Annotated in this window: 17 protein-coding genes; 16 read left to right on the forward strand and 1 reads right to left on the reverse strand. The window is 35.9% G+C overall.

Annotation, left to right across the window (positions count from 1 at the left end; genetic code table 11):
• Positions 1–18 precede the first annotated feature (18 nt).
• A complete protein-coding gene (locus tag QQZ16_RS05250; RefSeq protein WP_031534264.1) occupies positions 19–810 on the forward strand; it encodes a patatin-like phospholipase family protein in 792 nt (263 codons plus the stop codon).
• An 82-nt stretch (positions 811–892) separates the two neighbouring features.
• Here QQZ16_RS05250 and QQZ16_RS05255 read toward each other — a convergent pair whose 3' ends face one another.
• Positions 893–2,107: a nucleotidyltransferase gene (locus QQZ16_RS05255; protein WP_031534266.1), complete on the reverse strand. Its 1,215-nt coding sequence runs from the start codon at positions 2,105–2,107 to the stop codon at positions 893–895.
• Between the two features lie 475 nt (positions 2,108–2,582).
• On the opposite strand from QQZ16_RS05255, the gene QQZ16_RS05260 reads away from it, so the two are divergent.
• The 15 genes from QQZ16_RS05260 (at position 2,583) to QQZ16_RS05330 (ending at position 16,450) form a co-directional block, all read left to right on the forward strand.
• A complete protein-coding gene (locus QQZ16_RS05260; protein ID WP_031534268.1) occupies positions 2,583–3,095 on the forward strand; it encodes a YceD family protein in 513 nt (170 codons plus the stop codon).
• Between the two features lie 93 nt (positions 3,096–3,188).
• The gene (gene rpmF / locus QQZ16_RS05265; RefSeq protein WP_016200993.1) at positions 3,189–3,362 is read left to right on the forward strand and encodes a 50S ribosomal protein L32; all 174 of its coding nucleotides are present in this window, start codon (positions 3,189–3,191) and stop codon (positions 3,360–3,362) included.
• A gap of 173 nt (positions 3,363–3,535) precedes the next feature.
• Positions 3,536–3,985 carry a DUF523 domain-containing protein gene (locus QQZ16_RS05270; RefSeq protein WP_031534271.1) on the forward strand — a complete coding sequence of 150 codons (450 nt, stop codon included), beginning with the start codon at positions 3,536–3,538 and terminating at the stop codon, positions 3,983–3,985.
• Positions 3,986–4,135: 150 nt separating this feature from the next.
• Positions 4,136–4,702, forward strand: a complete 567-nt coding sequence (locus QQZ16_RS05275) for an RsfA family transcriptional regulator (protein ID WP_031534273.1) — start codon at positions 4,136–4,138, stop codon at positions 4,700–4,702.
• A 340-nt stretch (positions 4,703–5,042) separates the two neighbouring features.
• Positions 5,043–5,960: a 2-dehydropantoate 2-reductase gene (locus QQZ16_RS05280; RefSeq protein WP_235251182.1), complete on the forward strand. Its 918-nt coding sequence runs from the start codon at positions 5,043–5,045 to the stop codon at positions 5,958–5,960.
• Complete coding sequence (locus QQZ16_RS05285) at positions 5,953–6,348, forward strand: DUF3397 domain-containing protein (RefSeq protein ID WP_031534276.1); 396 nt, start codon at positions 5,953–5,955, stop codon at positions 6,346–6,348. The genes QQZ16_RS05280 and QQZ16_RS05285 overlap by 8 nt, the downstream gene beginning before the upstream one ends.
• Positions 6,349–6,685: 337 nt before the next feature.
• Positions 6,686–8,320, forward strand: coding sequence for a bacillithiol biosynthesis cysteine-adding enzyme BshC (gene bshC / locus QQZ16_RS05290; protein ID WP_235251173.1), 1,635 nt, complete (start codon positions 6,686–6,688; stop codon positions 8,318–8,320).
• 326 nt (positions 8,321–8,646) lie between these two features.
• Positions 8,647–8,946 carry a TIGR04104 family putative zinc finger protein gene (locus QQZ16_RS05295; RefSeq protein WP_031534281.1) on the forward strand — a complete coding sequence of 100 codons (300 nt, stop codon included), beginning with the start codon at positions 8,647–8,649 and terminating at the stop codon, positions 8,944–8,946.
• A 249-nt stretch (positions 8,947–9,195) separates the two neighbouring features.
• Complete coding sequence (gene mraZ, locus QQZ16_RS05300; RefSeq protein WP_031534283.1) at positions 9,196–9,627, forward strand: division/cell wall cluster transcriptional repressor MraZ; 432 nt, start codon at positions 9,196–9,198, stop codon at positions 9,625–9,627.
• Positions 9,628–9,690: 63 nt separating this feature from the next.
• Positions 9,691–10,623, forward strand: coding sequence for a 16S rRNA (cytosine(1402)-N(4))-methyltransferase RsmH (gene rsmH, locus QQZ16_RS05305; protein ID WP_031534285.1), 933 nt, complete (start codon positions 9,691–9,693; stop codon positions 10,621–10,623).
• A gap of 24 nt (positions 10,624–10,647) precedes the next feature.
• Positions 10,648–11,007, forward strand: a complete 360-nt coding sequence (gene ftsL, locus QQZ16_RS05310) for a cell division protein FtsL (RefSeq protein WP_235251148.1) — start codon at positions 10,648–10,650, stop codon at positions 11,005–11,007.
• A gap of 3 nt (positions 11,008–11,010) precedes the next feature.
• Entirely contained in the window at positions 11,011–13,134 is a 2,124-nt protein-coding gene (locus tag QQZ16_RS05315) for a penicillin-binding protein (protein WP_031534290.1), read from the forward strand.
• A 126-nt stretch (positions 13,135–13,260) separates the two neighbouring features.
• A complete protein-coding gene (locus tag QQZ16_RS05320; RefSeq protein WP_284561176.1) occupies positions 13,261–13,659 on the forward strand; it encodes a nuclease-related domain-containing protein in 399 nt (132 codons plus the stop codon).
• Between the two features lie 182 nt (positions 13,660–13,841).
• A complete protein-coding gene (locus QQZ16_RS05325) occupies positions 13,842–14,165 on the forward strand; it encodes a hypothetical protein (RefSeq protein WP_235251140.1) in 324 nt (107 codons plus the stop codon).
• A gap of 374 nt (positions 14,166–14,539) precedes the next feature.
• Positions 14,540–16,450 (forward strand): stage V sporulation protein D, encoded by a 1,911-nt coding sequence (locus tag QQZ16_RS05330; RefSeq protein WP_031534292.1) that lies wholly within the window; start codon positions 14,540–14,542, stop codon positions 16,448–16,450.
• The last annotated feature ends 302 nt before the right edge of the window (positions 16,451–16,752 follow it).

Below are 16,752 nucleotides of genomic sequence, written 5' to 3' on the forward strand. Positions count from 1 at the left end.
GAGAATAGGTGAGACGATATGGAACGCCCAAAAATAGGGTTAGCGCTAGGCTCAGGTGGAGCGAGAGGATTTGCACATATTGGGGTAATCAAAGTATTAAGAGAAGAGAATATTCCAATAGATTATATTGCCGGTAGCAGCATAGGAGCAATTGTGGGCTGCTTATATGGAGCAGGATCTGATATACAGCGACTATATACATTATCGAAGTTTTTTAAGCGGAAATACTATTTAGATTTTACTGTCCCCAAAATGGGCTTTATTGCTGGGAATAGAGTAAAGGAATTAATCCATTTATTCACCTACGGAAAAAAATTAGAGGAATTGGATATTCCTGTTGCTGTTGTTGCTGCTGACTTATTAACAGGGGAAAAGGTCGTTTTTAGGAAAGGATCAATTGCTAATGCAGTGCGTGCAAGTATATCTATTCCTGGCATATTTGTTCCAGAGAAAATGGATGGGCGTTTACTTGTTGATGGAGGAGTAATTGACCGTGTCCCTGTTTCGGTTTTAAAAGAGATGGGAGCGGATATCATTATTGCGGTAGATGTAGCAAAGGTAAATGTAAATGCTGAGATTTCAAATATTTATGATGTAATTATGCGTTCATTGGATATTATGCAGATGGAATTAGTGGAATCGCGAGAAGTTGCAAGTGATGTGATGATTAAACCGCCAGTAGAAATGTTTAATAGTAAAGCATTTACTGATTTAGAGAAAATAATCGCAATAGGAGAAACAGAAACAAGAAAGTATATCGATGTAATTAAAAAGGAAATCAAGAAAAGAAGAACAAATGAGAAGAAATAAATAGGAAAAAACCGCGCGCATTGGCAAAAGCACCCGGTTTTTTTTTCGGAAAATACAAATCCCTAATTGAAGCAACAGGAGGTTACTTTATAATGGGATGCTGTAAGTATTCCATATTTAGTAACTGCTCTTGAGCTGTTGCTTGTGCGCCTAGAGCGTAAATTTGGGAGGCGCGAATGTCCAGTGCGATTTTATCTTTATCAAAAGAAGAAAGTTTACTAATAATGTCCAGTGCGAACTGCTTCTTCTTTTCTTTTAAATAGTACCGACCATTTGCAGTTGTACCTAGTAAACGAATATAGGAAGGCTGTGAATGGACAGCCATTTCTTCTTTTTTTGTATTTGTTAAAATATGTACACAGATTCTTTGCAGTCTTGTCCAAGTATATCTCTTTGTTTTTAGTAAGCGGATATACGCTTGAAAAGATGAAGCTTCTTTCACATATTTAAGGAACCGATATTCTAACCCTTCCTCCATTTCGTAAATAGTGGCCAGCTCTTTGGCGGTTGTTTGCAATAGCCGGAATTTTAAGTAACTCCAGTAATTCTCCCAAGTGTGGTAAGATAAATAGGTTTCTTTATACTTTCGAAGTAGATTAAGACTTGCAAGCGGGAGGTAGGGCTCAATTGTTTTTAAGGAACCTTCTTCCTTTAATAGTGCTTGCCTGATACTTGTTGCACTTGCTATCGAGTCAGATGTAAATATTTTATCATGGTAGTCTGCATTCATTCGGGCAACTGTGCAAACCTCCATAGGATAATGATTAGTATGTACGGCTTTGTAGTATTCATAGCCCAATATATTATTAGGCAAACTAAGATTTAGTCCCCTATCGTTTTCCCTACATGTTAATTCTTGCATTGCTAATGATTTGGCTTTTGGATAGCTCGACCCATTTTTTAAAAATTTTTTCACGAGTAAATCTTCTTCGTCCTGTTTTCTTTGTAACTGGATGAAAGTATGAGAGAACTCGTTTATATCCCCAGACTCACTTCCAAAGCATAAATAATCACATTCTAATCCTTGGAGAATATCTACAGCACCTTTAGCAAACACAGCTGCATGCTGTGTAGCAAAAGAGTAGGGAAGCTCGACTATGAGATCAACTCCATTTTCCAGTGCCATTTTCGCACGGCACCATTTTGATACAAGGGCAGGCTCCCCTCGCTGTAAAAATGGACCACTCATTACAGCAACTACGATATCTGCATCTGTTTGTTCCTTTGCCTTTTGGATATGATACAAATGTCCATTATGAAATGGATTATATTCTACAACAATACCAACAGCTTTCATTACACTCTCCCTAATTATTATTCATTTAAAACATTAGCTCCAATGTTTTTACTAGTAAAAGTTTATCCTAAAAATATTGGTTGTAAAAGAGAAACATGAGGGAATAACAACCATTTTATTATTTTTTATGGGAGAAGGGTGTTTATAAACTACTAACATTCATTTGTTTTTTGGGAGAAGAAAAGGGTAGGATTACTAATACAATCTCATTTAGGTACTTTTAGGTGGAAACGAAATTTTGTTAGTTTGAAAAAGGGGTTCCATTTTGGTGCATAAATAAAAAGTAAATATAGAAGAAAAAGAATCTTTCTATTGAACTGTTGGTTGCAATTCTGTTGAATATGGGTAGAATAAAAAAGAAATCGAATAATAAGGGATTAACTCACTTATTGCTTATTATTTACTGTAAAGAAAAAATATTGACAAATAATTATATGAAAGCTATAATTACCTTTGTTGCCTTGGGGTGATATATATGAAATGGACGTTAAGCCAGTTACAAAAATTTCGAAGTAAGGGATTGCCAATTGATGAAACAATAAATATGGATGAGATCAAAGAAACAGATCCAACCATAAGAAGAGTATCTCCTATTCATATAACAGGACGTACAGATATTGATTCAACGAAAGTGACTTTTCATTTAAATATAAAAGGGTCTCTCGTGCTACCTTGCTCTCGTACTTTAGTAGACGTGGATTATCCAATTAATGTTGAAACAACAGAAACCTTCCTATTAAAAGTTTCAGAATATGAAACAGACGAAGAGGAAGTTCATCAAGTAAAAGGGGATGTAATTGACTTAAAGCCAATTATTGCTGAAATACTTTTACTTGAGGTACCGATGCAAGTCTTCTGTGAAGATACTAAAGAAGAAGGTGCTCCTCAATCAGGTAATGATTGGGAAGTTATCCAAGAGCAAGATTTACAGGAAAAGAAAGTAGATCCTCGTCTTGCTGGGCTTGCTAAGTTTTTTGAAAATGAGTAATTAAACTCATACTTAATTATGCAAAAGAAAAACGTGAGATTGGAATTATCTTTTCTCATTACTTTCTTAATACTCTTTAAGGAGGTGGGACGAATGGCTGTACCTTTTAGAAGAACATCTAAAACTGCAAAGAGAAAACGTCGTACACATTTTAAATTACAAGTGCCTGGTATGGTAGAATGCCCTAACTGTGGTGAAATGAAACTTGCTCACCGTGTATGCAGCGCTTGCGGAACATACAAAGGGAAAGAAGTTGTAAGCAACTAATATCTTTTTTGTTTGATTAAAAGCACAAGAACTTAGGTTCTTGTGCTTTTTTCCATATATGGCTACTTTTATAAAAACAGATGCGTTAAAATAGAGAGAGTAGAATAAATAGAAAAAGACAATATACCTGTACAATAATAGGAGTAAATACTACTAAGATAAGGAGAGGACATATGATTGTCGTTAGTTCTTGTTTAGCAGGATTGAAAGTTCGGTATAATGGAACCGATTGTTTAGATGATACGATAGAAAAGCTTTTAACTGATAATAAGGTAAGAACGGTTTGTCCAGAGTTAATGGGTGGATTCTCTACACCAAGAGAACCTGCAGAGATAATTGGTGGGGATGGTTATGATGTTCTCGATGGTAAAGCGGTTGTACAGGATTGTACAGGAAATAATGTTACCCAAATGTATATGGATGGAGCTTATAAAACATTAGAATTTATTAAAAGTTTGAACGCAGAAATGGTAGTCTTAAAAGAAAATAGTCCTTCTTGTGGAAGTAGTTTTATTTACACAGGCTGTTTTGATGGAACAAAAAAGGACGGGGTGGGTGTTACCACAGCTATGTTAAGAAGAAATGGCATTAAAGTGATTTCAGAGAACGAATTATTTCAGTGATCCGCTATCTTTAAAGTGTGTAGATTTTATAAAGGTTTATCTATTCCTAAAAAGCATTCTGTCAATTTTCTTTTTTCAATGAGGAATAATCAGTCTATCTTTTCTAGTAGATGCATATGTATGAATAAAAAACACTAGGAGGGTTTACTGATGACAACAACAAGACAAGATGCTTGGTCAAAGGATGAAGATATTCTGCTAGCAGAAATCGTTCTTCGTCATATTAGAGAAGGCGGTACACAACTTCAAGCGTTTGAAGAAGTGGGAAAGCTATTATCAAGAACAAGTGCAGCATGTGGGTTTCGGTGGAATTCATATGTACGCAAACAATATAAATCAGGTATTGAGCTTGCCAAGAAACAAAGAAAGCAATTAAAAAAGTCAACTGGAACAGAGGAATATTCTACAGACGAAGTGATCGTCAGCCCTTCCGCTTCTCCCATCCCAGTTCAAAACCAATTTGATGAGATGCTTTTGTATTTAAAAGACTTATATGATAAAGCGAGTAAGTGGGAGCAAGAAAATATAGATTCATCCACCGTAAAAGTGAAAACGAAGGAACTAGAAGAAAAACTGACTATATTGAAGAAAGAAAATGAAGAGTTACAAAGTGAATTAGACTCCATGGAAGGTGCCTATAAGGCATTAGTGGAGCTAATGGAAAAAGCAAGACAAATGGTCGTGTTTAAAGATGAAGATAAATTACCCAAAGTATAATTACTCCAAAGTTTTTAAAATTCAAATAAGCAAGAAATAAATTGGTTTTACGCAGGAGGAAGCCTATAGTTTCCGAAAGGTATTCGCTCGACTCCTGCTTTAACTATATTTTGAAATTTTCTGGTTTTAGCAAAAACAGAATTAATCACATCTCACCGTTCTATTCCTCTTCTACAATTTATTATTCTAACCATTTCTCACCTTATTCTATTCTCTATATAAAAAAATCAAAAGTTTTTTTGATAAATTTATTCCTTTTCCTATGCTTTTCGTACTAACAAACTTTTCAGAAAATGTTAAGATAGAACTAACAATAATTGAAACGGTAAAGGAGCTTCGGATGAAAATTGGAATTATAGGAGCTGGTGCAATTGGCTTATTATGTGCATACCAGTTAAAGGAAAAGCATGATGTAACTTTATACGTTCGGTCCCCAAAGCAATATGAGTTGATTAAGAACAAAGGTATTTATTATAAAGTGAATGAGGATAAGCAGTCTCGCACGGTGGAAGTTCGTTATTTTGCAGAGTGGGATGGGGCAGAAGACCTTACAATTGTAACAGTAAAGCAATATCAATTAGCACCAATTTATGAAAAAATGGAGATACTTGGGAGTCGCATAAAAGCAATGTGCTTTCTACAAAACGGAATGAGTCACATAGAGACGATTTTGGAATCTAATATTCCCAATTTAATGATTGGCATAGTAGAGCACGGTGCAATGAAGGAAGATGAGCAAACAGTTGTTCACACGGGGATAGGAGCTATTAAACTAGCTTGTGTCAAAGGAAAGGTGGCAGAGATTTTACTCTCCCTAACAACAGAAAATAATCAAGCTTTTCCATTCATCAATGAACCCGATTATGTGACAATGATGCAAAAAAAATTAGTGGTAAATAGCGTTGTAAATAGTTTAACAAGTATATTGCAGGTCAAAAATGGCCAATTATTGCAAAATGCTTATTATTATCAAGTAATGAGTTTATTTTTAGAAGAAGTGTTGGAAATTTTATCGATAACGAAAGAAAATAGAATACTTTATCGAGATTATTGTATAGAGGTTATTCGTAATACTGCTTTGAATAAATCTTCCATGCTAAAGGATATAGAGGCTGGGAGACCAACAGAAATAGACGCTATTTTAGGATACATAGTAGAAAAAGCGAAAAGGAAAAAAATCTCTTCGCCTATTGCTGCAACTGTTTATTTAATGATTAAAGGAAAAGAACGAGGAAGAGAGGAGTGTTTAAATGCTTAATTTAACTTCACAGCTCATTAGTTTTCTCGTTGTATTTCCAATCTTTACGTTGTTTATTGTATTTGTCATAAGCAAGTCGTTGACAAAAAAACAGCGGTTTTCAGTACATCTAGCACTAGATATTAGCACCTTCTTTTTTATCCTTTCCGTGCATTTTCTTATTCGGTCTATTTGGAATACATCTCTATTATTATATATCGTGATTTTTATTTTGTTGATTGGAATGTTATTTGTTATTATTCATTGGAAATGGAAAGAGGAAATTGAGTATAAAAAAGTGTTTAAAGGAATTTGGCGTGTAACATTTCTATGCTTTTTCACCTTGTATGTTGTGTTAGTCATTTATGGCCTTGTACTTTCTATCCTAAAGGCAATGGGAACGGTTTAAAGTTATAGATAGTGTAGCATTGGAGAATCTCCAAAAACCTCTAAGCAAAGACCTTCTTGAAATGTATAGGGGGCAATTAACTAGTAGATGCTAGAAGCAAGTTGTAATTAGCAAAAATACCAGCTAGAAAAAAGTGCATAAGCAACTTTTTTTCTTTTATTTAAAAGGGATGCTATACTTTTCTATGTAACGAAATAAAAGGGATGAATAGATGTTTTTAGAGAGTAAGTAGCCTAGGGAAAACTTGTGGCAGGGCTCCCACTAATGAAAGAGTCTTTATTATAAAGGGAAAAATACATAAAAGGGAAAACTCGAATTGGAGAAAGGAAGTACATAGATGGAGATGATAAATCTCTCTTTGCCTGTGGCAAATAAGTTTGTAACAGATTATTTAGAACAAAAAAATAGCACAAAGGAATTTTTTCATTATTCTTATCTTGACAACGGTTGCTATGAGGAAAGATTGAAAGAGTTGGAAACAAGATCTTTTATGAGAAATGATCTTGCTAACTATATTGAAGTGTATATGGAAAATTTTCCTCAAAGTGAAAAAGTGAGGCAATCAATTGCTAAATTGAGACAGGAAAATAGTGTCGTTGTGATTGGTGGGCAACAGGCAGGTGTCTTAACAGGTCCGTTATATTCCATTCATAAGGTTATCAGCATTATTCTTTTAGCTCAACAGAAAGAAAAAGAATTGGGCATTCCAGTTGTACCTGTTTTCTGGGTAGCGGGAGAGGATCATGATTACTTGGAAATTAATCATATTTATACACCTGATAAGGAAAAAATGAAAAAGGTTGTATTTCCGCAAAGAGTATTGGATAAAAGAATGGCTTCCGATATAGCACTAGAAAAACAGGTCTGTATAGACTGGCTGGAAACAGTGGTGGAATCGTATGGGGAAACAGAGCATTCTAAGCCGTTATTGCAGCTTTTACAGTCAGCTGTTCACGAATCCAAGACAATTGTTGACTTTTTTAGCTATATGACAATGAGTTTATTTAAAGATTACGGCCTACTTTTGGTTGATTCTGGTGATAAAGAAATTCGTAAGCTAGAGAAAGAAATTTTTCTAAAGCAAATCAATGAATTTCACAAGTTGGCGGATGCCGTTTCAGAACAGCAAAAACTAGTGCAGGATAGCGGTTATTCTCTTGTTATTGAAATGGCGGAAAATCCAGCTAACTTGTTTTATTATGATGAGGGGGAGCAAGAAAGAATATTATTGCAATACGATAAAGCAGAAGGACGTTTTATCGGAAAAGATAAAACCGTATCTTTTACATTCGAGGAATTAAGGGAAATGGCAAGTGAATTTCCTCAGAAGCTAAGCAATAATGTCGTTACCAGGCCAATAACACAAGATCTTCTCTTTCCAACACTAGCGTTTATAGGCGGACCAGGAGAGATAGCTTATTGGGCGGAACTTAAAGGAGCGTTTGAGCATTTAGGGATCAAAATGCCACCTATCGTACCTCGTCTAAATATTACTTTATTAGAGAGAAGTGTAGAAGCTGATATCACAGAATTAGAATTATCGATGAAGGATATTCTGATAAATGGAACATCAGAAAAGTGTGAGCAATTTTTACAGTCTGTTTCAAATGAAAAGATAGCTCAATTACTGAATGAGTTAAAAGGTGTTATTGAAACCAAATACGATTTGCTTGAACAGGAAATGACATCCGAGTATAAAGGTTTACTCCCACTTATGGAGAAAAATGAAGACTTTTTAAGGAGTCAAATCGAGTTTCTACAGAATAAAGTGAATGATTCGGTTAAATTAAAGCATGAAGTCATTGTAAATAAGTTTAGCCGCATTGAGCAAAATTTAAAACCAGAAGGTTCTCCTCAAGAGAGAGTCTGGAACATTACTTATTTCTTAAACAAGTATGGTCTTGATTTTCTTGAAGATGTCATGAAATTACCGATGGATTTTGATGGAACCCATAAAGTAATTAAATTATAATGCAGTTTTTCCTTTTATATAAAGGCTGTTTTCTAAAGGATTGTTGTTTTTTCAATAGGAAAAAGAATTAGTTGGAAACAATTAGCAGCCGGAATACACGAAGACTCCTGTGGGATTAGCGAGACAGTCTGAGACCCCGGAGGCGAAGCTGAGGAGGCTTAAGCTTCGCCACACGGAAAGCGAAGTGTATTCCGGCTGCGAGTAATCGCAACAAACTTTACGAAAACAGCCTAAATAAACAAGAGAAAATAGTATGCCAAATAGTAGAAGGATTGGTATACTATTTTTATTATGATGAAAATGAATGAAAAAGGAGTGATAATTAAATGCCAACTTGTCAAAAATGCGGCAAAGATTGGAGCTGGAAACAAACCTTTAAAAAGATGTTTACTTTAAATCCCGCTATAGACTGTCCTCAATGTGGCCAAAAACAGTATTATTCTAAAAAAGCACGGAAGAAAACTGTTGTTGTATCCTTTTTATCTCTCTTTCTTATTTTCCTCCGTTTATTTAATATTTCAGCATACCAAATAATTGGAATTTATCTTGCTTACTTTATCATCGTAATGGTTCTACTTCCTTTTCTAATGGAATTATCTAATGAAGAGGAAGCATTATGGAAGTAAATGATCCTTTTCTATAAAGCCTCCATGGATTAAGAATAATAAAATGTAGATAAATACAAAAAAGCTTGGTTAGAATTTTTTCTAGCCAAGCTTTTTATGTACTCTTAACAGTAGAAATAAGCTTTGTCGGTCTTTTCAAAATTATTAATTTTGTTGCAGGAAATAAACAAAATAGCTAGAATTAAATTTAATAGTGGAGGAAAGTGGGGGATTGTGGTACATTGAGGTTAGAAAGTGGGGGACAAGGGTATGTTTATGGGGGAATATCATCATAATGTCGATGCAAAAGGACGTATTATTGTGCCTGCTAAATTCAGAGATAACTTAGGTGAAACCTTTATCCTAACCCGTGGCCTCGATCGATGCCTTTTTGGTTACCCCCTTAGCGAATGGGAGATTATAGAAGAAAAGCTCAAGCAATTACCATTAACGAAAAAAGATGCTAGAGCATTTACCCGTTTTTTCTTTTCCGGAGCAACAGAATGCGAAATTGACAAACAAGGACGCATAAATATTGCAACGCCCCTGTTTCAATATGCACAGTTAGAGAAGGAATGTGTTATTTTAGGTGTTTCTAATCGTATTGAAATATGGGACAAACAAGAGTGGGGAAATTATTTTTCAGAATCAGAGGATTCTTTTGGAGAAATTGCAGAGAATATGATTGGATTCGATATTTAATTTTTATCATCATGTACATACTAATTATTACTTACAAGAAAATTTATAGACAGGTGTGGATTCATGTTTAATCATACAACAGTTTTACTCAATGAAGCGGTCGATGCCCTTAACATTAAGCCGGATGGAATCTATGTAGATTGTACATTAGGTGGAGCTGGGCATAGCGAGTTAATTCTTTCGAGATTATCAGGGAGTGGAAGATTAATAGCGTTCGATCAAGATGAAGTAGCTATAAAAAATGCAGAAGAGAAATTAGCTCCTTACAAGGACAGGTTAACAATTGTCAAAAGTAATTTTCGCTATTTGGAAGAAGAGATTCATCATTTAGGAATTACCCATGTTGATGGCGTTCTATATGATCTAGGTGTTTCTTCTCCTCAATTGGATACTCCTGAGCGTGGGTTCAGCTATCATCATGATGCGCCACTTGATATGCGCATGGATAATGAAGCAGATGTTACTGCATATGATGTCGTTAATTCATGGTCGTATGAATCGTTAGTTAAAATATTCTTTCGTTATGGCGAGGAGAAATTCTCTAAGCAAATTGCAAGAAAAATTGAGGCAGCAAGAGAAAGTAAGCCAATCGAAACGACAGGAGAGCTGGTTGAATTAATAAAAGAGGCAATTCCAGCACCTGCAAGAAGAAAAGGTGGACATCCTGCAAAAAGAGTATTTCAAGCAATACGGATTGCGGTTAATGATGAACTAGGTGTATTTGAATCATCGTTAGAGCAAGCAATGAAGTTATTAAATCCAGGCGGAAGAATTAGTGTTATCACTTTTCATTCCCTTGAAGACAGAATCTGTAAGTCGACATTTAAAAAAGCGAGCGACCTGCCGCCATTGCCGCCAGGACTTCCAATTATTCCAGATGAATTTAAACCAGAATTGAAATTAATTACGAGAAAGCCAATTACTCCATCAGAGGAAGAATTGGAATTTAATAACAGAGCGAGATCAGCAAAATTACGTGTTGCTGAAAAACAATAATCCATGTATGCAGGAGGTAATTAAATGAGTAATTTAGCTAGAAAAATTCAACAGGATCAGTATCAGCATCAAGAGGAAAAACAGTCGGTTAAAAAGGTCATTAAACAAACAAAATCATTATTATCTCCTGGAGAGAAAGTTTTAGGAATTGCCTTTATAGCGATTATTTGTTTTGGCGGTGTGAAAATTGTCAGCAATCAAAGTGAAATTTATCAAGTGAATAAAGAAATTCAAGTGACACAAAGCTCCATTAATTCTATTGAAAAGTCCAATAAGGAATTAGACACACAAGTAAAGGAATTAAGCAGCTTTGAGCGTTTACGCGAAGTAGCTAGTAAATTAGGACTTGATTTTAGTAAAGATAATGTAAAGGTTGTGCATTAAGCAATGATTCGAAAGCAGCCTAATATTAATTTTGGAGCAGCCATCCTATTTATTTTATTTTGTCTGCTCTTTTTTGTTTTAGTTATTCGCTTTGTTTATATTCAGGCAACAGGAGAAGTATCAGGAGTTGAGCTAGCTGCTCAAGCAGAAAAAAAACATAATACATCTCGTGTGTTAGAAGCATCAAGAGGCAGTATTTTAGACCGTAATGGCGAAGTGATTGCAGAAGATGCTGTTTCCTATAAGCTAGTGGCTGTAACAGACGCCTCATTAAGTAAGAATTTAGACAAAAAGGTTCATGTGGATGATCCAGAAAAGACGGCTAGAGAGCTAGCTAAATATATTGATTTAGAAGAATCAGAGATTTATAGAATTTTAACAAAAGAGGACGCCAAGCAAGTGGAATTTGGGAATGCTGGTAAAGACCTCTCCTATGAAACCAAAAAGAAAATTGAAGATTTGAACCTCCCTGGCATACAAATCGTTGAAGGCAAAAAACGATTTTATCCGAATGGGATTTTTGCTTCCCATGTAATTGGCTATTTAGAAGAATCAGATGGCAAAGAAACCGGTAGGCTTGGCATTGAAGAAAGTCTAAACAATTTGTTAACAGGTACGGATGGCAGCATGGAGTATAGCAAAGATATTTGGGGATATATTTTACCAAACAGTAAGGACAAAATTGAGCCTGCAAAAAATGGGGATGATGTTTATTTGACCCTTGATAAGAAAATTCAATCCTTTTTAGAAGATACAATGAATAAAGTGGATGATCAATATAATCCTGCGAAAATGATTGCAATTGTAGCTAATCCGAAAACAGGAGAAATTTTAGCGATGAGTCAAAGACCATCTTTTGATCCTGAAACAAGGGATGGAATTACAGATTCTTGGCATAATGAAGCAATTGAAACCAATTATGAACCAGGTTCTACAATGAAAATATTTACTTTGGCAGCTGCTGTGGAAGAAGGAGTATTTAAACCTAATGAAGAATACAAGTCAGGTAGATATGAGGGAATTGGCGATCATAATGGTGGTGTTGGTTGGGGCCCTATTTCTTATTTGGAAGGGGTTCAACGATCTTCCAATGTAGCCTTCGCAAAACTTGCTAAAGAAAAAATAGGGTTTGATACGTTTAGGGAATATTTGACGAAATTTGGTTTAGATCAGCCGACAGGTATTGATTTACCAAGAGAAGCGAATAGTTCCATTGTTTTTAACTGGCCAATTGAAAAAATCACGACGGCTTTTGGGCAAGGAACAGCATTAACACCGATTCAACAAATTCAAGCAGCCACTGCTGTTGCTAACGATGGGAAAATGGTGAGGCCGTACGTAATCGAGCAAATCAAAGATCCAAATACAGGCGAGATTATTAAAAAAGGCAAGACAGAAGTAACGGGAACTCCTATTTCTGCTGAAACGGCAAAAGAGGTGCGTGATATTCTTGAAACGGTAATAACTAGTCCTAAGGGAACAGGATACAAAAAATTCGATATTGATGGATATTCTGTTGCTGGTAAAACTGGAACGGCACAAATTCCTAAAAGCGGTGGCGGTTATCTAACTGGCAAGGAAAATTATATTTTTTCCTTTTTAGGAATGGCTCCGAAAGATGATCCAGAATTGATTATGTATGTAGCTGTACAGCAGCCAGAACTTAAAGATACAGAAGTGGGTTCTGAGCCTGTTGCAGAAATTTTTACTTCTGTTATGAAGAGTAGTCTTCAATATATGGATATTGTTCCAACGGAAGAAAAAGTTTCTGATCCGATTGAAATTCCAAATTTAAGTGGAATGACTGCAGAAGAAGCAAAGAAAGTCCTGAAAGATAAAGGCCTAAATGCTATTATTATCGGAGAAGGTAAAACAGTTGAAGGACAGCTTCCTGATAAAGGCGAAACCTATCTAAAAGGGGAAAAGGTAATCTTAAAAACAAATGGTAATGAAACAGTCCCTAATATGAAGGGCTGGTCTTTACGAGATGTTTTAAAAGTAGCAGACCTAAATAAATTAAAGCTGGAAAGCTCAGGAAGCGGGTACGTATCTTCCCAAAGCATAAAGGCAGGTTCAAAGGTAAAAGAAAATGATACGTTAACGGTTAAGTTAAAGGAACCGGAATAAGAGAGGAAGCTTCACTACATTTTTTGGGATGTGGTGGGGCTTTTTTTAGTAGAGTAGGAAAAGGTATAGTATACTAAAAAACAAGAGTTGTTTTTACACTCTAAAGAATAACAGGAGGGATAAAATTTGTACAAGCAGAGACAGAAACCGCCAGAATTAGCTATGTTAAAATCATTGAATAGTCGGATGGAATTATCAGAGGAAAGGAAGCGGAAATACACTAATCAAATAAAAGGCTGGGAAGGAGAGCGAAAATTTGATACATTACTCGGAAAATTCACGGAAGATTATGTTATATTAAATGATTTATTACTGCAATCGAACCAAACAACATTTCAAGTTGATACTATACTGATCGAAGGAGAAGCACTTCATCTCTATGAAATTAAGAACTATGAAGGAGATTTTTACTATGAAAAGGATCGATTCTATAAGCGTTATAATAAAATGGAAATGAAAAATCCTATTACTCAATTAAAACGAACAGAGTCTTCCTTAAGACAACTAATTCATCAGCTTGGCTAGTCCATTCCAATTATACCTCATGTTGTATTTGTAAACCCCGAATTCACCTTACATCAAGCTCCTTTTTATTTGCCTTGTCTTTACCCTACTCCATTAAATCGTTACATTAAATCATTAGAAAAAAATATAACAAAAGTAAATAAACAGCATATTGACTTAGCGGAAAGCTGATTGCTCTCCATATGGACGAATCACCTTACCGAAGACTTCCAAGTTATAATTTTGATGAACTTAAGAAAGGAATCCTTTGTGATAAATGTAACTCATTGACCGTTTCAACAGAACGATCGATCATAAAATGTGATGCATGTGGAAATACAGAAAGCTTGGAGGAAGCGGTTTTACGAAGTGTAGAAGAGTTTAAGCTGCTTTTTCCAGAAAGAAAGATAACGACAAAAGAAATGTATGAATGGTGCCTGATTTCAGGAGAGATGCGAAGAATTAAGAGAATATTAGATAAGCAATATACACTTATTGGAGTGCATCAATGGGCGTATTATGAGTGAAGGATTCTTTATAAAAGGTGTGAAAACCGTTATTCAAAGAAGATGTGAGAAGTGGTGTTCATTAGGGGGATGAAAACCAAAATTCCCGAAAGCGCAAGAGAAAGTAGCGTTCATCAATGAAATGAAAACCAAAATTCCCGAAAGCGCAAGAGAAAGTAGCGTTCATCAATGAAATGAAAACCAAAATTCCTAGAAGCGCAAAAGTAACCAGCGTTCATCAAAAAAAGCAAACCCCTAATTAAGTCAAGATATCCTAAAACATCCCCACCCCACTCAACACCCCTATCCCCCAACAAATACTCTACGTTCTATTCCTTTTCGTACAAGCATATATTTATTTTAATCGAGCTAGTATAAAAGGGGGTTCCATCTGTATGCGGGTTTCAAACGTAACCGTTCGGAAACGATTATTGATAGCATTAGTTGCTGGGATAATAATTTTTCTTATTATTGATGCAAGATTAGCTTATGTTCAATTTTTTCTGGGGGACGAGCTTACAACGAAAGCGAAAAATTTATGGAGTCGACAAATTGCTTTTGAGCCACAGCGGGGAGAAATTTTGGATCGCAATGGAATAGCGCTTGCAACAAATGTCAGTGCGCCAACGGTTTATATAGTACCACGCCAAATTAAAGATCCAGCGGGCACAGCGGATAAGCTTGCGGCAGTATTGGAAGCGGATAAGGAATCTGTCTATAAGCAGATTATTCAAAAGGAGATGAGTGTTCGTTTAAAAGAAGGAAGGAAAATTACGCATGAAAAAGCGAAAAAAGTTCGAGCGCTTGATATAGATGGTGTCTATATTGGAGAGGATTCCAAGCGATCATACCCGTTCGGAAATTACTTATCCCATGTGTTGGGGTTTGCGGGTATTGATAATCAGGGGCTAATTGGTTTGGAACTAGAATATGATGATGAGTTAAAGGGAAAAAAAGGATCTGTTCAATATTACTCTGATGCAAAAGGACAAAGAATGAATGATATGGCGGATGCTTATGAGGCACCAGTCAATGGAAATGATTTAGTGCTTACAATTGATACAAGGATCCAAACGATTGTAGAAAGGGAATTGGATATTGCTGAGCAAACGTATTCTCCTGAATCGATTATTGCACTTGCGATGAATCCGAAAACCGGAGAGGTATTGGCGATGTCTAGTCGCCCTGGATTTGACCCTGCAGACTTCCAAAACGTAGATTCTACTGTCTATAATCGAAATTTACCTATTTGGAGTTCGTATGAACCAGGATCCACATTCAAGATTATTACACTGGCAGCTGCACTTGAAGAAGGAAAAGTAGATTTAGACAAGGATACTTTTTATGATAAAGGCTACGCAGAAGTTGGTGGAGCGAAGTTGAAATGCTGGAAGCGAGGTGGTCACGGTTCGCAAACATTCTTAGAAGTCGTTCAAAACTCCTGTAACCCTGGCTTTGTGGAATTAGGGGAACGTCTTGGAAAAGATACACTTTTTCAATATATTCGCGATTTTGGATTCGGACAGAAAACGGGCATTGATTTACAAGGAGAGTCAAAAGGAATCTTGTTTAACATGGATAGGGTAGGGCCAGTTGAGCAAGCAACTACAGCGTTTGGGCAAGGGGTTGCTGTAACGCCAATTCAGCAAGTAACAGCGTTATCAGCAGCAATTAATGGCGGAACTTTGTATACTCCATATGTAGCAAAGGAGTTAATTGATCCAGCTACAGGGGACGTCATTATGGAGAAAGAGCCTGTTGCAAAAAGAAAGGTTATTTCAGAGGAAACGTCAAAAGAAGTGAGAAGAGCATTAGAAAACGTTGTTGCAAAAGGTTCTGGAGGTAAAGCTTTTGTGGAAGGATATCGAGTTGGCGGGAAAACAGGAACTGCCCAAAAAGCATCAGGAGGAAAATATTTAGAAAATAACTATATCCTTTCCTTTATCGGCTTTGCACCTGCTGATGACCCAGAATTAGTCGTCTATGTTGCAGTAGATAATCCAAAAGGAACGGTGCAATTTGGTAGTGCTGTTGCAGCGCCAATCGTTGGGGCTATTATGGGAGATAGTTTAAGAGCCCTTGGCGTAGAACCTCGTGAAGACCAGATTGATAAAATATATAAATATCCGGAAAATCCATTAATCGAAGTGCCGGATTTAGTTGGTTATACGAAAAAAGACATTAGTGAATTGTTTATTAATCTTAAAATTGATTCAAGTGGTAGTGGGGATACCGTTATTAAACAATCTCCAGAACCAGGTACAAAAGTAAAGGATGGATCAACCATATTGCTTCAATTTAATTAATTGGATAGAATGCGGCCGGTATCTTTTCGTGCCGCTTCTCTTTTTATCAGACAGGAATGAAAGTAGACCCCCTTATGCGCTTTTTCAAAAAGGAAAAGGGGAGAGCAAATTAAATATAAAAATACCCTCCATTAAAAAATTATTCTTCTAATATAAATTCTCCAACAATAAGGTAGAGAGTATAAAATATTTTGTGTAAATGAAAATTTCCATGTAAAAAGGAAGACCTTCTCTTGGTAGAATTAAGTCACCACAACCAATCCTAGAAAAGAGGTCTTCCCTATGAATCAGTTTACAACAGA

Source organism: Bacillus sp. T2.9-1 (assembly GCF_950097965.1).
Classification (GTDB): domain Bacteria; phylum Bacillota; class Bacilli; order Bacillales; family Cytobacillaceae; genus Niallia; species Niallia hominis.

Excerpts from the sequence above, each read along its gene's own strand:
- QQZ16_RS05250 (WP_031534264.1), top strand. The coding sequence starts at position 19 with ATGGAACGCCCAAAAATAGGGTTAGCGCTAGGCTCAGGTGGAGCGAGA.
- QQZ16_RS05255 (WP_031534266.1), bottom strand. The coding sequence starts at position 2,107 with ATGAAAGCTGTTGGTATTGTTGTAGAATATAATCCATTTCATAATGGA.
- QQZ16_RS05260 (WP_031534268.1), top strand. The coding sequence starts at position 2,583 with ATGAAATGGACGTTAAGCCAGTTACAAAAATTTCGAAGTAAGGGATTG.
- rpmF (WP_016200993.1), top strand. The coding sequence starts at position 3,189 with ATGGCTGTACCTTTTAGAAGAACATCTAAAACTGCAAAGAGAAAACGT.
- QQZ16_RS05270 (WP_031534271.1), top strand. The coding sequence starts at position 3,536 with ATGATTGTCGTTAGTTCTTGTTTAGCAGGATTGAAAGTTCGGTATAAT.
- QQZ16_RS05275 (WP_031534273.1), top strand. The coding sequence starts at position 4,136 with ATGACAACAACAAGACAAGATGCTTGGTCAAAGGATGAAGATATTCTG.
- QQZ16_RS05280 (WP_235251182.1), top strand. The coding sequence starts at position 5,043 with ATGAAAATTGGAATTATAGGAGCTGGTGCAATTGGCTTATTATGTGCA.
- QQZ16_RS05285 (WP_031534276.1), top strand. The coding sequence starts at position 5,953 with ATGCTTAATTTAACTTCACAGCTCATTAGTTTTCTCGTTGTATTTCCA.
- bshC (WP_235251173.1), top strand. The coding sequence starts at position 6,686 with ATGGAGATGATAAATCTCTCTTTGCCTGTGGCAAATAAGTTTGTAACA.
- QQZ16_RS05295 (WP_031534281.1), top strand. The coding sequence starts at position 8,647 with ATGCCAACTTGTCAAAAATGCGGCAAAGATTGGAGCTGGAAACAAACC.
- mraZ (WP_031534283.1), top strand. The coding sequence starts at position 9,196 with ATGTTTATGGGGGAATATCATCATAATGTCGATGCAAAAGGACGTATT.
- rsmH (WP_031534285.1), top strand. The coding sequence starts at position 9,691 with ATGTTTAATCATACAACAGTTTTACTCAATGAAGCGGTCGATGCCCTT.
- ftsL (WP_235251148.1), top strand. The coding sequence starts at position 10,648 with ATGAGTAATTTAGCTAGAAAAATTCAACAGGATCAGTATCAGCATCAA.
- QQZ16_RS05315 (WP_031534290.1), top strand. The coding sequence starts at position 11,011 with ATGATTCGAAAGCAGCCTAATATTAATTTTGGAGCAGCCATCCTATTT.
- QQZ16_RS05325 (WP_235251140.1), top strand. The coding sequence starts at position 13,842 with ATGGACGAATCACCTTACCGAAGACTTCCAAGTTATAATTTTGATGAA.
- QQZ16_RS05330 (WP_031534292.1), top strand. The coding sequence starts at position 14,540 with ATGCGGGTTTCAAACGTAACCGTTCGGAAACGATTATTGATAGCATTA.